Source organism: Nonomuraea sp. NPDC050153 (assembly GCF_044460125.1).
Lineage (GTDB): Bacteria > Actinomycetota > Actinomycetes > Streptosporangiales > Streptosporangiaceae > Nonomuraea.
Map to the genome: position 1 here is coordinate 80,365 of NZ_JBITJQ010000022.1, position 14,515 is coordinate 94,879.

Genomic DNA, 14,515 nt, shown 5'->3' on the forward strand with positions numbered 1-14,515 from the left:
ATGCCGGACTGGTTCCAGGCCACCGGGCCGATCAAGGTCGAGGGCGGCATCAGGGCCCGCACGCGGCGCGGCACCATCGGGTCCACGTGGTGGTCCAGGCGCTTCATCGACATCCTGGAGCGCATCTGCGACAAGGGCCGGCTCTCGCGGGGCCGCGCCTACGCCCGCCAGGGCCAGGTCCTGTCGATCGACCTGTCCCCGGGCGAGGTCAGGGCCGCCGTCCAGGGCTCGCGGCCCGAGCCGTACGAGGTCGTGATCAGGGTCGAGGCGTACGGCGAGCGACGCTGGGCCGCCATCGAGGAGTCGATCGCCGAGCAGGCCGTCTACCGGGCCAGGCTGCTGGCGGGAGAGATGCCGGCGGAGATCGAGGAGCTGTTCGCGGCGCTCGGGATCGACCTGTTCCCGCGCGATCTCGACATGGACTGCTCGTGCCCCGACTGGGGGTTCCCGTGCAAGCACCTGTCGGCGGCGCTCTACCTGCTGGCCGAGTCGTTCGACGACGACCCGTTCCTGGTGCTGGCCTGGCGCGGCCGGACCCGGGAGCAGCTGCTGGGGTCGCTGGCGGAGGACGCCCCCGGGCCGGAGGTGCGCGACGTGCCGTTCGCCGACCGGCTGGCCGACTTCTACGCCCCCGGCGCCACGGCGCACCGCCCCGAGCGCCGCCCGGCGGCCGTCGCGCCGGACCTCCTCCTGCGCGTCTTCCCGCCGCCCGCGGGCCTGGCCCGCCCGCTCAGCCCGGCCTACCGGCGGCTCGCCGACTCCTGACCTCGCCCCGCCGGCGGGTGGTCAGCGGTCCTCGAAGGAGGCGGGCACCATCACGCGCACGCCGTTGGGGACCACGCGGAGCCGGATCGGGGTGCGCAGCCGCACCTCGCCGTCCACGTCGGCGGCCATCGGCGGGTCGGTCTCCAGCAGCATCTCCCGCGCCACCACGAACGGCCCGCCGGCCATGCTGCGCCATCGCCCGGTGGTCGCCCTGATCAGGGTCTCGCCGAGCAGGCGCAGCTTCTTGCCCGAGCCGAGCTGGTAGGCCACCAGCATGCCGTTGTCGATGCTGATGTCCTTGGCCACCTGCCAGCCGCCGTGGAAGCGGCCGTTGGCGATGTTGAGCTGGTGGGTGAGCAGCTCGTGGCGCTGCCCCTCGACCGTGATGTACGCGCGGAACGGCGTGTGCCCCGGCAGGATCGTCAGAGCGGTCAGCGGGTAGGCCGGGCGCCCCACGATGCGCTTGAGCCACGGCTTGACCTTGCCCGCCACCTCGACGGACACCCCGAAGCTGGCCAGGTTGGCGAAGGGCCGGTCGTCCGCCATCCCCAGGTCGATGTCGGCCACCTTGCCCTCGGCGAACACCCTGATCGCCCCCGCCAGGTCCAGCGGCAGGCCGAGGCTGCGGGCGAAGTTGTTGGTGGTGCCGAGCGGCAGCACCCCGAGCGCCACGTCGCGGTGGGCCACATGGCGGACGGCCGAGGAGAGCGTGCCGTCGCCGCCGCCCACGACGAGCAGGTCGGGCTTGGTGGCCAGGGCGGCGTCGAGCAGCTCGCGCAGCCGCTTGGGGTTGTAGACCGACAGCTCCACCAGCGGCTCGAAGCCGAGGTTGTGGATCTGCTCGATCACCTCGAAGTAGTGGCGGCGGCCACGGCGCGAGCGAGTGTTCACCACCACTGCCACCTTGCGATCCCTCCGGATCGCCTCGGTGTGCTCGTCCTTGGTGCGCAATTCGCTCATGGTCACCAATGGTAGGCGCAGACCGCGCCACCTATGGCCGGACTAGGAGGGCCGCCGGGACACATCCCGGCGGCCCTCGTGATCGTTACTTCTTCGGCGGGACGACCTGGACGATGGCGCCCAGGTTGCCCGGCAACGGGCTCACCAGCTTGAACTGGACGCCCAGTGCCTTGCCCTCGTCACCGGGGTTGCCGGTGCCGAGCACCGAGCCGGCGGCCACCTGGCCGTACAGCTCGGTGGCGGGGGTGCCGTCCTGGTGCACCACCCGGCTGCTGTAGGTCTGGTCGCCCTTCGACGGCACGACCGCCGAGGCGTCGAAGTCACGGTAGTAGAGACCGGTGCCGATCACCTCGAGGCCCGGGAACCAGGTCTTCGCGTCGGTGAAGGCCGGGACGCCCTTCTGCGCGGGCAGGTCCGTGCAGTACGCGCTGAACGGCTCGTCGGCCGCCTCGATGCACTCCTTGAACGGGTACGTCTTGCCGAACCCGAACGCGGCGTTGGACGACTGGACGCGCCCCTGGAGGTTCTTCTGCAGCGTCGGGTCCTTCTCGGCCGCGGTCCCGGTGCGGCGCAGCGGGTCGAAGTGCGAGTCCACGACCAGCAGGCTGCCCTTGGGACCGAGGCTCGGCGGGAGCCGCAGGGTGTTGCCGATGTTGTTGTTGATGAACGTCGAGTCGCGGTACCACACCAGCAGGCCCGGCGCGTTGTACTTCAGCTTCTGCACCTTCCACGCCCCGTCGCGGAGGTAGTCGGTGTCGTAGGTGTACTGCAGGCCCTTGTCGAAGCCGTCGAAGTTGCGCCACTCGGCCAGGTAGAACCGGGAGATCTCGCGACTGCCGTTGTTGCGGGTCCAGCCCTGGCCGCTGGTGTTGGTGAACGTGCCGCCGACGGCCTTCCACCCGTTGTCGCCGTTCTCGACGTCGTCGCTCCAGACGGCCGTGCCGCCGTTGGTGAGCTGGAAGTCGTCGGCGTGCCAGCCGCGCTCCTGGAAGGCGGCGTCGGTGTTGTACGTCAGCCGCAGCTTGATCGTCTTCCCGGCGAACGGCGTCAGGTTGACGTAGTCGTGCCGCCAGCCGCCGCTGTCGCCGGTGAGGCCGTACTTCTTCTCGCCGAAGGCGTGCAGGTTCTTGTTCGGGTCCGGGTAGTCGTCAGGCGTGCTGACCTCGGCGCCGGCCTCGTCGAAGATCTTCTGCTGGGCCCAGGTCTGGCCGCCGTCGGTCGAGACCTCGACGAAGCCGTAGTCCCAGTCCTGCTCGATCACATAGTTGTTCCACATCCAGAGCTTGAGATCGGTCCCGGCGGGGACGGGCAGGTCGCGGGTCACCGTGAGGTTGGCCCAGTCCTGGTCCAGGCCGCTCCACCAGGCGTTCGAGCCGCTGTGGACGTCGATCATCTTGAGCGGTGTGGAGGCCAGGTTGACCCGGACGCCGTCCTCGGTGAACTTGGGCGTGCGCGAGGACTGTCCGACCGTGACGAGCTTGGAGGCGTCGCCCGGGTCGAACGTCTTCGGGTTCGCCCAGCCGAGCACCCACTTGTCCCACAGGCCCATGTGGGACGGCATCGACTGGAAGATCGGGCCGGAGTGGGAGCCGCTGGACATCAGGTCCCAGAAGTCCACCGCCGAGCTGGCCTGGCCCGAGGTGTCGTAGAGGTCGGGCAGGCCCAGGTCGTGGCCGTACTCGTGGGCGAAGACGCCGACGCCGGAGTCCTCGGGCTGCACGATGTAGTTGGAGATCCTCTTGTCGGTGCCGGGGACCTTGTAGCCGCCGGCGACCGCGCTGGAGTGGGCCCAGATCGCGTACGTGCCCTCGGCGCCGCCGTCGGAGGACTTGTCCTTGCCGGCGTGCACCAGCACCAGGTGGTCGATCACGCCGTCGGGCTCGTTGAAGTTGCCGTCACCGTCGGCGTCGGCGACGTCCTCGACGTCGTAGTCGGCCCACGGGAAGGCCGGCTGGGCCTTGACCAGGCTCTCCACCACGTCGATCGGCAGCTGCTGGGCGCCGCGCGGGTTGTCGGGGTGGCCGGACATGTCCTGCGGAGGACCGCCGCAGGCCGCGGCGCCGTACCAGGCCTCGGAGTGCGGGACCTTGATCCAGCCGACCGCCGAGCCGGTGACGGAGTAGGCGCCCTTGGACATCTCCTCGTACATCTTCTTCATCGTGTAGCCGGAGATGTCGATGCCGGGCTTGCCGTCGCGCGGGTCCTTCAGGTCGGGGCGGACGCGCTCGGTGATGCCCTTGTCGGTGTAGAGCATCTTGTTGAAGTGCGCGGGGCTGAAGTCCTTGACCCAGAAGGAGTTGTTGTCCTTGTGCGGCAGCGCGGCCGGGTCGGGGATGTTGTTGTGCAGCGGCCCGTTCTTGAGCGTGCCGGGCGGCTCCACCACGCAGTCGTTCGACTCGCTGTTGGTCGTGCGCAGCCGGTTGAAGCCCGAGAAGTCGTCGTTGGCCTGCTCGTTGAACTCGACGAGGATCGTCAGGAGCTTGGCCGTGCGGGTCTGCTTGGAGTTCTTGAAAATCCATTCAGCGGGATTGCGGCCGGTCCTGATGGCCTGGTTCTCGCGGGCCGCGAGAATGCGGCCGGCGGCCGGATTTCCACTGGTGAACTTTCGGTCGAACTTCTGTGCCGGAGTGAGCGAGCGCTGGTTCTTGTCGTTGACCGACGGCTCCTGCGGGTCCTTCTCGACCGCCGGAGGAGCGTAGTTGATGTACTGGTCCGCGGCCGTGGGCTCGTAGTTCGCGGCAGAAGCCGCTTGAGCCGTGGGCGCGGACAGGGCGGCGCCGAGAAGGGCGACCACCGGGAAAGCTGCTAATAAGCGCTTCGTGCTGGGCACCAGGAACCCTCTCTGCCCGGGATGGCCGGGCGCATGGCCATAGGGGTGTGCAATGCCGGACGCTAGAGGGTAGGTCAACGAATCGTAAAGTGCGTTGTTGAAACGTGATCAAAGGGGGACATTTAGCACATCGTTGACGCAGGGGATCAGAACAATATGAGACCGGCCGCAATCCCGCCCGCGACGGCGCCCCCGTAGCAGATCACCGCTATGACCAGGTCGAACCTGGCGATGCCGAGCACCTCCTCGCTGGTGAACCTGATCCGGTGCGCGGCGTGGAAAAGGCACAGCACGGCGACCCCGAGCAGGGCGAGCCGCACGAGGACGTGGCCGAGCAGCGCGCCCAGGTGCTCGGCGGAGGGCCAGTCGACCACTCCGAGCGGCATGAGCACCCCGAAGAGCAGCACGAGCACCGGCAGCACGAGCGCCGCCACCACTCCCCCGCCGCTGAAGAGCAGCCACAGGTACGGCTCCAGGGTGCGTCTCATGGCGACCTCAGGACGAAGAAGGCGATCAGGGCGGAGATCACCACCCAGGCCGAGTGGTTGCCGCCCTGGATCATCCAGGCGGGCACCCGCCAGCCGTCCAGGCGGACGACCGTGGCCTTGGGGGCGAGGTTGAGGAACGTGATCGTGTGGAAGACGGTCGCGGCCAGCGCGAGCACGTTGATCGCGATCATCCACGGCCGGGCGGCCAGGGCCGCGAACTCCTGGAGGCTCCCGGTCCGCACCGCGTCGACGAACATCAGCAGGAAGACGATCGACCAGGCCACGAAGACGCTGGTCAGCTCGCGCAGCACGAAAACGCCGTAGTGGCGGGTGCGGACGAACCACAGGCCGTCGCGCGGCGGGCGGTAGGCGGTCGTCATCGCCTGCTCCACGGCAGGACCGAACGCAGGGCGGCGGTCAGCTTGTAGCGCTGGATGGCCTCTGCCGGGTCCACGTGCTTGGGGCAGACCCGCGTGCACTCGCCGACGAACGTGCACCCCCAGACGGCGTCGTCCTGGTTGAGCACGTCGAACCGGTCGCCCATGTCGCGCGAGTCCAGGTTGTAGCGCTGGGCGAGCGCGATGGCGGCCGGGCCGAGGAAGTCGGGGTCGAGCACGTAGACGGGGCAGGCCGAGTAGCAGAGCAGGCAGTTGATGCACATGCTGTACTGCTTGTACGCCTCCAGCTGCTCGGGCGTCTGGGCGTACTCGGCGGTCAGCGGCAGCTCCTCGCCCTCCCTGATCAGCCAGGGCCGCACGGACGACAGCTTGGCCAGGAACCCCTCGATGTCCACGACCAGGTCCCTGATGACCGGGAAGCCCTTCAGCGGCTCGATCCTGATCGGGCCCCCGCCGTACTCGGTGAGGAAGGTGCCGCAGGTCAGCCTGGGCTCGCCGTTGACGGTCATGCCGCACGAGCCGCACACGCCCATCCGGCACGACCAGCGGTACGACAGGCTGCCGTCGAGCTGGTCCTTGATGTAGTTCAGGCCGTCGAGGACCGCCCAGTCGGCCATGAGCGGCACGTCGTACCCCTGGAGCACCGGCTCCTCGTCCTGGCCGGGCCGGAAGCGCGCCACCTCCACCCTGATCGTCGGCGTCACGTCAGTCACGGCCGTACACCCTTTCTCCCGGAGGCCAGCGGGTGATCGTCACGGGGAGCAGCCCGACGGACGGGGTGCCGTCGGGCGCGCGGTGGACCAGCGAGTGCGCGAGGTAGGCGGCGTCGTCCCTGGCCGGGAAGTCGGTGCGCTGGTGCGCGCCGCGCGACTCCTGCCGGTTGAGCGCGCAGGCCACGATGGTCTGCGCGACCTCCAGCATGGTGTGCAGCTCCTGCAGGTTGATCAGCTCGGTGTTGAACGCGGTGCTCGTGTCGTCGATGCGGACCTCCTCGGCGCGCTCGCGCAGCTCCGCGAGCGTGTCGACGGCCTTGGTGAGCACGTCGCCCGTGCGGTAGATGCCGGCGGCCCCTTCAAGGGCGTGCTGCATCTCCTCGCGCAGGTCGGCGATCCGCTCACCGGTGCTGCTGCCCTCCCTCGCGCGTTCCAACCGGCGCCGCTCGTCGGCCCCCTGGCTCCGCACGGCGGACGGCTCGCCGCCCCGGTGCGACCTGGCGAACTCGGCGGCGGCGAGCCCGGCCCGGCGGCCGAAGACCAGGCACTCCGGCAGCGAGTTGGAGCCGAGCCGGTTGGCGCCGTTGATGCTCACGCAGGCGGTCTCCCCGGCCGCGAACAGCCCGGCGACCGGGGTGGCGCCGTCGATGTCGGTGTGGACGCCGCCCATCATGTAGTGCACGACCGGGCGCACCGGGATGAGCTCGGTGGCCGGGTCGAGGTTCTGGTAGCTGCGGCACAGCTCGCGCACGAACGGGATGCGGGCGTCGATCTTGCCCTCGCCCAGGTGGCGCAGGTCCAGGTAGACGACCGGGCCGTACGGGGTGTCCACCGTGCGGCCCTTCTCCTGCTCGTGCACGAACGCCTGCGAGAGCCGGTCGCGCGGGCCCAGCTCCATGCTGCGCAGCTTCGGGGTGGGCGTGGGCTTGCCGAGGTCGTAGTCCTGCAGGTAGCGGTAGCCGTCCTTGTTGATCAGCCAGCCGCCCTCGGCCCTGGCCGCCTCGGTGATGAGGATCCCGGTGAACGGCAGGCCGGTCGGGTGGTACTGGACGAACTCCATGTCCTTCAGCGGCGCCCCCGCCCGGTAGGCCAGGGCCATGCCGTCGCCGGTCTTGATGGCGGCGTTCGTGGTGAAGGGGAAGACGCGGCCGCAACCGCCGGTGGCCAGGATGACCGTCCTGGCGGCGATGGTCTCGATGCGGCCGGTCCTGATCTCGACGGCCACGACGCCGTGGACGCGGCCGTCGTCGACGACGAGCTTGGTGACGTACCACTCGTCGTACCGCAACACGTCCTGATATTTCAGAGTTGTTTGGAACAAGGTGTGCAGGAGGTGGAAGCCCGTCTTGTCGGCCGCGTACCACGTGCGCATCTTCTTCATGCCGCCGAACGGGCGGACCGCCACCCGCCCGTCGCTCTCCCGGCTCCACGGGCAGCCCCAGTGCTCCAGCTGGATCAGCTCCTTGGGCGCCTCGGCCACGAACGCCTCGACGGCGTCCTGGTCGCAGAGCCAGTCACCGCCGGAGATCGTGTCGTAGCAGTGCTCGTCCAGCGTGTCGCCGACGCCGATCACCGCGGCGGCGCCGCCTTCGGCGGAGACGGTGTGGCTGCGCATCGGATAGACCTTCGAGACGACCGCCACCTTCAGGGACGGATCGCTGTCGGCGACCGCGACGGCCGCCCGCAGGCCCGCTCCGCCTCCTCCGACGATGAGCACGTCGATCATTTACGTCACTTCCCGTGGTCGGGCTGTATCGGGTCCTTCACCCGTTTGCCGTCGTGCCGGATGGCGGACAGGTGGATGCTGCCGTCGTGGTACTCGTGCCGGATCCGGCGGCAGCCGCAGTCGAAGAGCTGGTCACGGATCACCAGGCCGTAGCCGTCGTCGTCGACGAGGCGTTCACCGCCGGACTGTTTCCCGCAGGGGGCCGTCTCGGGGGTGAAGGGGATTCGCGTGCCTGTCATCGCCGATCTCCCTAGATAGGCGAAATTTCATGATCAGTCGGAGTTCTCCGGGCGGGGCTCGGCCCCGGAGGCTTCGTCGTGCCCAGGGTTGTGCCCAGAGTTGTGCTCGGCCTCCTCCTCGACCGCAGAGGGGAGCTCCGCCTGCTCACGGGGGTAGTGCAGGTCGAAGGCGGGGCGCTCGGAGCGGATCGGGGGCATGCTGACGAAGTTGTGGCGCGGCGGCGGGCAACTGGTGGCCCATTCGAGGGAGCTGCAGTACCCCCACGGGTCGTCGAGGGTGACCTTGGGCGCGTGCCTGGCCGTCTTCCAGACGTTGTAGAGGAACGGCAGCGTCGAGGCCCCGAGGAGGAACGCCCCGACGGAGGAGATCTCGTTGAGCGTGGTGAAGCCGTCGCCCGGGCCGTAGTCGGCGTAGCGCCTGGGCATGCCGAGCTGGCCGAGCCAGTGCTGCACCAGGAACGTGGTGTGGAAGCCGATGAACAGCGTCCAGAAGTGCACCTTGCCGAGGCGGTCGTCGAGCATCCGGCCGGTCATCTTCGGCCACCAGAAGTAGAAGCCGGAGAACATGGCGAACACGACCGTGCCGAAGACGACGTAATGGAAGTGCGCGACCACGAAGTACGTGTCGCTGATGTGGAAGTCGAGCGGAGGCGAGGCCAGGATGACCCCGGTGAGCCCGCCGAGCAGGAACGTCACCAGGAACCCCACGGCGAAGAGCATCGGCGTCTCGAAGCTCAGATGGCCCCGCCACATCGTGCCGATCCAGTTGAAGAACTTCACCCCGGTCGGCACCGCGATGAGGAACGTCATGAACGAGAAGAACGGCAGCAGCACCTGGCCGGTCGGGAACATGTGGTGCGCCCACACGGTCATCGACAGCCCGGCGATGGTGATGGTCGCGCCGACCAGCCCCAGGTAGCCGAACAGCGGCTTGCGGCTGAAGACGGGGACCACCTCGGAGATGATCCCGAAGAACGGCAGCGCGATGATGTAGACCTCGGGGTGGCCGAAGAACCAGAACAGGTGCTGCCAGAGCAGCGCGCCGCCGTTCTCGCTGTGGAAGACCTGCGTGCCCAGCTTGCGGTCCGACTCCAGCACCAGCAGCGCCGCGGCCAGCACGGGGAACGCCATCAGCACGAGCATGCTGGTCAGCAGCACGTTCCAGGTGAACAGCGGCATCCTGAACATCGTCATGCCGGGCGCCCGCATGCCGATGATCGTGGTGATGAAGTTGACCGAGCCGAGGATCGTACCCAGACCCGACAGCACCAGGCCCATGATCCACAGATCGCCGCCGATCTGCGGCGAGTACATCGCCGTCGACAGCGGCGCGTAGGCGAACCAGCCGAAGTCCGCGGCCCCGCCCGGCGTGAAGAACCCGGCCACCACCATCAGCCCGCCGAACAGGAACAGCCAGTACGCGACCGCGTTCAGCCGGGGGAAGGCCACGTCGGGCGCGCCGATCTGCAGCGGCATGACCACGTTCGCGAACCCGGCGAACAGCGGGGTGGCGAACAGCAGCAGCATCACCGTGCCGTGGATGGTGAAGAGCTCGTTGTAGCGCTGCTGGCTGACCAGCTGCATGCCGGGGGCGACGAGCTCGGCCCTGATGATCATGGCCATGACGCCGGCCACGAGGAAGAACCCGAACGAGGTGATCAGGTAGAGGTACCCGATGACCTTGTGGTCGGTCGTCGACATCCAGGCGGCGAGTACGGTCCCGGTGCGGCGACGCCTGACCCGCTCGATCGAGGTCTCGCGAACAGTCGTCACGGCTGCTCCCTCCAGTAGAGGAGTGCTACCTGCGACGGACCGCTGGACGCCGCCCGCCTCAGGCGCGATTCGGCTACCTGCGGCGGACCGCCGGATGCGGCCCACCATGGCCTGCCCCGATCTACCCATTCCACGCCAAGCAGCGCCGCTCGGGAAGGAGTTCTTTAACATTTCGCCCGGAAGGTTTGCCATGCGGCCGGGGCATGCGACCCATGCGTGATCGTCGCTGGTGGATCGCTTGAATCCGGCCTAGCGTTTCCAGGCGTGCCGATGACGCTCGGATTTCACATGCCCAACGGTTATGCCGGCGCCGACCGCCGGGGCGCCGCCAGGATCGCGGCGCTGGCGGAGGAGCTGGGCTACGACTCGCTGTGGACGGCCGACCACGTCGTCCTGCCCAGCCCGCGGGTCGATCCCGCGCCGCTCGACCCCGGGGCGCCGCTGCTGGACGCCGTGGTCTCGCTGGCGTTCCTGGCCGCGCGCACCGAACGGATCCTGCTGGCCACCGGCTGCGTGGTGCTGCCGCAGCGCGACCCGCTCGTGCTGGCCAAGCAGCTGGCGAGCGTGGACGTGCTCAGCGGCGGGCGGCTGGTGTTCGGGGCCGTGGCCGGCTACCTGGAGCCGGAGTTGCGCGCGCTCGGCGTGCCCCTGGAGGGCCGCGGCGAGCGCACGGCCGAGTACCTGCGGGCGATGCGCGCGCTGTGGGAGGAGGACGAGCCCGCCTTCCACGGCCGGTACGTGTCGTTCGAGGGCGTCGACGCCCACCCGCGCCCGCTCGGGCGCGTGCCGGTCGTCATGGGCGGCCACACGCGCGCCGCGCACCGGCGGGCCGCTGAGCTGGCCGACGGCTGGTACGGCTGGATGCTGGGCCTGCGGGCGGCGGCGAGCCAGGTGGAGTCCGTACGCGCCGAGGCCGCGGCGGCGGGCAGGACCCTGCACGTCTCGGTCACCCCGGCCCGCCCGCTCGACCCCGGGACCGCGCGCGCCTACGCGGACGCGGGGGTGGACCGGCTCATCCTGCCCCACCCGCCCGGGCTGTCCCTGGCGGAGCTGGAGGACCTACTGCGCCGCAACGCCCCCGGCCGCCTGCTCGTCTGACCCGCCGTGTGTCCCACATTGCGGATATTCGCAGGCTCACCTGGTGAGGTCTTCTATCCTTCGTACCCGGACCCGACTTCGAAGGAGAAGATCTCGTGACCGCTCAGGCTGACTATGCCGCCCTCGTCCAGCGAGGGCTCTCGCTCGACCTCACCAGGGGCAAGCCGTCGCCGCGCCAGCTCGATCTCTCCGACGACCTGCTCCGGCTGCCCACGTCGTACCGGGCGGCCGACGGCACCGACGGCCGCAACTACGGCAACCTGCAGGGCCTGACCGAGCTGCGCGAGCTGTTCGCGCCGCTGGTCCAGGTGCCCGCCGGCCAGCTCGTCGTCGGCGGCAACTCCAGCCTGGCCCTCATGCACGACACGATCGTGCACGCGCTGCTGACCAAGGTGCCGGGCGCCGCGCGGCGGTGGGTGGAGGAGCCGGCGGTCACGTTCCTGTGCCCGGTCCCCGGCTACGACCGGCACTTCACGATCACCGAGCGGTTCGGGATCAAGATGGTGCCCGTCCCCATGAACGCCGAGGGCCCCGACATGGACGTGGTCGAGCGCCTGGTGGCCGCCGACGCGAGCGTCAAGGGCATCTGGTGCGTGCCGAAGTACAGCAACCCCTCCGGCGTCACCTACAGCGACGAGACGGTCCGCAGGCTGGCCGCCATGCCGGCCGCCGCGCCCGACTTCCGGATCTTCTGGGACAACGCGTACGCGGTGCACCACCTCACCGACAGCCCGGCCGAGCTGGCCGACCTGCTGGCGCTGGCCGCCGGGCACGGCAACGCCGACCGCGTCTTCGTCTACGCCTCCACCTCCAAGGTGACGCTGGCGGGCTCCGGCGTGTCGTTCTTCGGCTCCTCGCCCGCGAACGTCGAGTGGTTCCTGCACAACACGGGCAAGCAGTCCATCGGCCCCGACAAGATCAACCAGCTCCGCCACGTCGAGTTCCTGCGCGACCCGGCGGGCGTGGCCGCGCACATGCGGCGGCACGCGGAGCTGATCGGGCCGAAGTTCGAGCTGGTCGACAAGGTGCTGACCGAGCGGCTCGGCGACCTCGGCACCTGGACGAGCCCCGCGGGCGGCTACTTCGTCAGCCTGGAGGTGCCGCACGCCGCCGAGGTGGTGGCCAGGGCCAAGGCCGCGGGCATCGCGCTGACGCCCGCGGGCGCGACGCACCCGTACGGCAAGGACGAGGCCGACCGCACGATCCGGATCGCCCCCACCTTCCCCGAGCCGGACGAGCTGGAGCAGGCCATCGAGGGCCTGACCGTCTGCGCCCGCGCGGTGGCGGAGGAGCTGGGCTGACCTAGCGGCCGCCCCTGAAGCCGAAGATGTACTCGCGCGTCTCGCTCGGATGGAACGAGACGCCGACCCCCGGCTCGAACACGACGTTGTCGCGCGCGCAGTAATAGAGGCCCTCCCACACGGCCAGGGCTTTCTCCCTGGCCGGGGCCTCGATGTCGTCGCGCCTCCTGGCGCCGTACGAGCCGAGCACGTTCAGCAGCCCGAGCCCCCAGAACAGGCCGGTCAGGCAGAACGGGGCGAGCAGCACCTCGCCCCACTTGGGGTCCTGGCCCATCGCGATGACCAGCGACACGACCAGGTGCACCAGGGCCGCCACGAGGAGCAGGATGTAGCCCTGGTTCCTGGCCCACGGGGTGTAGTGGCGGCTGGGGAACGACAGCCAGACCGCGAGCTGCGTACGGCTCATGACGTGTTTCGAGGCGCCCAGAGCCGCCGCCGTGGGCAGGTCGGCGACCTCGCGCACGCCGGGCAGCCTGACCCTGCCGATCTTGTACGTGGTCCCGGCGGCGACCGCTCCGGGGACCGCGACGACCTGGTCAGCCTCCGAACACACCGGGCACCTGACTTCCACTCGGGCAGTTTGGCCTTAAGTCACGACCTGCGCAAACCGTGAGGCGGAGCGTGAGCGCCCGGCCCTCTCCGGCCGGGCGGTCCACGCCTAAAGTTCATGGTGTGAAGCCTCTTGATGCCCTGGTGAACTCCCTGCCCGAAGGCCGCGTCGTGACCGACCCGGACGTGATCGACTCCTATGCCCGCGACCGGACGTTCGTGGCGCCGGGCAAGCCGCTCGCAGCGGTGCTGGCCGCCTCGCGCGACGACGTGGTGACGACGCTGAAGTGGGCCACCGAGCACCGGGTGCCCGTGGTGCCGCGGGGCGGTGGCACGGGCCTGGCGGGGGCCGCCGTCGCCGGCGACGGCTCGATCGTGCTGTCGCTGGCCAGGATGAACGCGATCAGGGAGCTCTCCCCCGCCGACGAGATCGCCGTCGTCGAGCCCGGCGTCATCACCGCCGACCTGGACCGGGCGGCCAGGGAGCACGGGCTCATGTACGCGCCGGACCCCTCGTCGTACGAGATCTCCACGATCGGCGGCAACCTGGCCACCAACGCGGGCGGGCTGCGGTGCGTGAAGTACGGCGTGACCAGGGACTCGGCGCTGGGGCTTGAGGTGGTGCTGGCCGACGGCCGGGTGATCGACACGGGCCGACGCACGATGAAGGGCGTCACCGGCTACGACCTGACCGGCCTGTTCGTCGGCTCCGAAGGCACGCTCGGCGTCATCACCGCGGCCACGGTCCGGCTCAAGCGGGCGCCCGCGGCGCCGCCGGCCACGTTCGCGGCGGAGTTCGGCTCGCTCCGGGACGCGGGCGCGGCGGTCTCGGCGATCATGGCGGCGGGCTGCCAGCCGTCCCTCATGGAGCTGATCGACCGCGCCTCGCTGGAGGCCCTCGACGACTGGCTGAACATCGGGCTCGAGCCGGGCACCCAGGCCACGCTCATCGGCCAGTCCGACGCCACCGACAGCCAGGCCATGGTCGAGCGCATGGAGCGGCTGTGCGCGGAGAACGGCGCCTCGTTCGTGGCCGTGTCCTCCAGCCCGCAGGAGGCCGAGGAGCTGATCAAGCTGCGCCGGCTGGACTACCAGGCCAAGGAGCGGCTCGGGGCGTGCCTGGTGGAGGACGTGTGCGTGCCCCGGTCCCTGCTGCCCGACATGATCACCGCGATCGAGGAGACGTCCGCGCGGCACGGGGTGAAGATCCTCACGGTGGCGCACGCCGGGGACGGGAACCTGCACCCGGTCTTCATCTTCGACCGCGGCACGGCGGAGCCGCCGGCGGAGGTGTGGGCGGCGGCGGACGAGGTGTTCACGCGCGCGCTGGAGCTCGGCGGCACGCTGACCGGGGAGCACGGGGTGGGCCTGCTGAAGCGGCGCTGGCTCGACCTGGAGACCGGCCCGGTGGTCGCCGAGGTCCAGCAGGGCATCAAGGCGGTCTTCGACCCCCTGGGCATCCTCAACCCGGGCAAGGCGATCTAGCTCTGGCCTGCCGCATCCCGAACCGTGGGCACCTTCACCAAGCCGTGACATTGGGGCCCAATCCCCCTCCGACCTGCGAGAAAGCACTGAGGTTGGCCTGACATTCTTCGTCAGAACATGAAACTTCTGACAGGTCCGGCAGACGCCCCAACCATCACGCTGGTAGCGTTTTGCCCCATCTAGTGGGTTT

13 protein-coding genes are annotated in these 14,515 nt (G+C 69.8%); 4 read left to right on the top strand and 9 right to left on the bottom strand.

The window, feature by feature from the left end:
* Complete coding sequence (locus ACIBQ1_RS39590; protein ID WP_397285102.1) at positions 1-765, top strand: SWIM zinc finger family protein; 765 nt, start codon at positions 1-3, stop codon at positions 763-765.
* 21 nt (positions 766-786) lie between these two features.
* Here the strand turns inward: ACIBQ1_RS39590 and ACIBQ1_RS39595 are convergent, their stop codons facing one another.
* The 8 genes from ACIBQ1_RS39595 to ctaD form a co-directional block, all read right to left on the bottom strand.
* Positions 787-1,725, bottom strand: a complete 939-nt coding sequence (locus tag ACIBQ1_RS39595; RefSeq protein ID WP_397285104.1) for a diacylglycerol/lipid kinase family protein — start codon at positions 1,723-1,725, stop codon at positions 787-789.
* 85 nt (positions 1,726-1,810) lie between these two features.
* Positions 1,811-4,555: an immune inhibitor A domain-containing protein gene (locus tag ACIBQ1_RS39600; protein WP_397285106.1), complete on the bottom strand. Its 2,745-nt coding sequence runs from the start codon at positions 4,553-4,555 to the stop codon at positions 1,811-1,813.
* Positions 4,556-4,701: 146 nt separating this feature from the next.
* Positions 4,702-5,043, bottom strand: coding sequence for a fumarate reductase subunit FrdD (gene frdD, locus ACIBQ1_RS39605; RefSeq protein WP_355370535.1), 342 nt, complete (start codon positions 5,041-5,043; stop codon positions 4,702-4,704).
* The gene (locus ACIBQ1_RS39610; protein ID WP_397285109.1) at positions 5,040-5,423 is read right to left on the bottom strand and encodes a hypothetical protein; all 384 of its coding nucleotides are present in this window, start codon (positions 5,421-5,423) and stop codon (positions 5,040-5,042) included. Before ACIBQ1_RS39610 ends, frdD begins: the two co-directional genes overlap by 4 nt.
* The gene (gene sdhB / locus ACIBQ1_RS39615) at positions 5,420-6,154 is read right to left on the bottom strand and encodes a succinate dehydrogenase iron-sulfur subunit (protein WP_397285111.1); all 735 of its coding nucleotides are present in this window, start codon (positions 6,152-6,154) and stop codon (positions 5,420-5,422) included. The genes ACIBQ1_RS39610 and sdhB overlap by 4 nt, the downstream gene beginning before the upstream one ends.
* On the bottom strand, positions 6,147-7,880 hold the full coding sequence (gene frdA, locus ACIBQ1_RS39620; RefSeq protein ID WP_397285113.1) for a fumarate reductase (quinol) flavoprotein subunit: 1,734 nt from the start codon (positions 7,878-7,880) through the stop codon (positions 6,147-6,149). The genes sdhB and frdA overlap by 8 nt, the downstream gene beginning before the upstream one ends.
* Positions 7,881-7,885: 5 nt before the next feature.
* A complete protein-coding gene (locus ACIBQ1_RS39625; RefSeq protein ID WP_397285115.1) occupies positions 7,886-8,119 on the bottom strand; it encodes a hypothetical protein in 234 nt (77 codons plus the stop codon).
* Positions 8,120-8,152: 33 nt separating this feature from the next.
* The gene (ctaD, locus tag ACIBQ1_RS39630) at positions 8,153-9,820 is read right to left on the bottom strand and encodes a cytochrome c oxidase subunit I (RefSeq protein ID WP_397285299.1); all 1,668 of its coding nucleotides are present in this window, start codon (positions 9,818-9,820) and stop codon (positions 8,153-8,155) included.
* 360 nt (positions 9,821-10,180) lie between these two features.
* Between ctaD and ACIBQ1_RS39635 the strand changes: the two genes are divergently transcribed.
* Together ACIBQ1_RS39635 and ACIBQ1_RS39640 are read left to right on the top strand one after the other, a co-directional pair.
* Positions 10,181-10,990, top strand: coding sequence for a TIGR03619 family F420-dependent LLM class oxidoreductase (locus tag ACIBQ1_RS39635; RefSeq protein ID WP_397285117.1), 810 nt, complete (start codon positions 10,181-10,183; stop codon positions 10,988-10,990).
* 95 nt (positions 10,991-11,085) lie between these two features.
* Positions 11,086-12,291 carry an aminotransferase class I/II-fold pyridoxal phosphate-dependent enzyme gene (locus ACIBQ1_RS39640; protein WP_397285118.1) on the top strand — a complete coding sequence of 402 codons (1,206 nt, stop codon included), beginning with the start codon at positions 11,086-11,088 and terminating at the stop codon, positions 12,289-12,291.
* Between the two features lies 1 nt (position 12,292).
* On the opposite strand, the gene ACIBQ1_RS39645 is transcribed toward ACIBQ1_RS39640, so the two are convergent.
* The gene (locus ACIBQ1_RS39645; RefSeq protein ID WP_397285120.1) at positions 12,293-12,844 is read right to left on the bottom strand and encodes a hypothetical protein; all 552 of its coding nucleotides are present in this window, start codon (positions 12,842-12,844) and stop codon (positions 12,293-12,295) included.
* Between the two features lie 119 nt (positions 12,845-12,963).
* Between ACIBQ1_RS39645 and ACIBQ1_RS39650 the strand changes: the two genes are divergently transcribed.
* Positions 12,964-14,325 (top strand): FAD-binding oxidoreductase, encoded by a 1,362-nt coding sequence (locus tag ACIBQ1_RS39650; RefSeq protein WP_397285122.1) that lies wholly within the window; start codon positions 12,964-12,966, stop codon positions 14,323-14,325.
* The last annotated feature ends 190 nt before the right edge of the window (positions 14,326-14,515 follow it).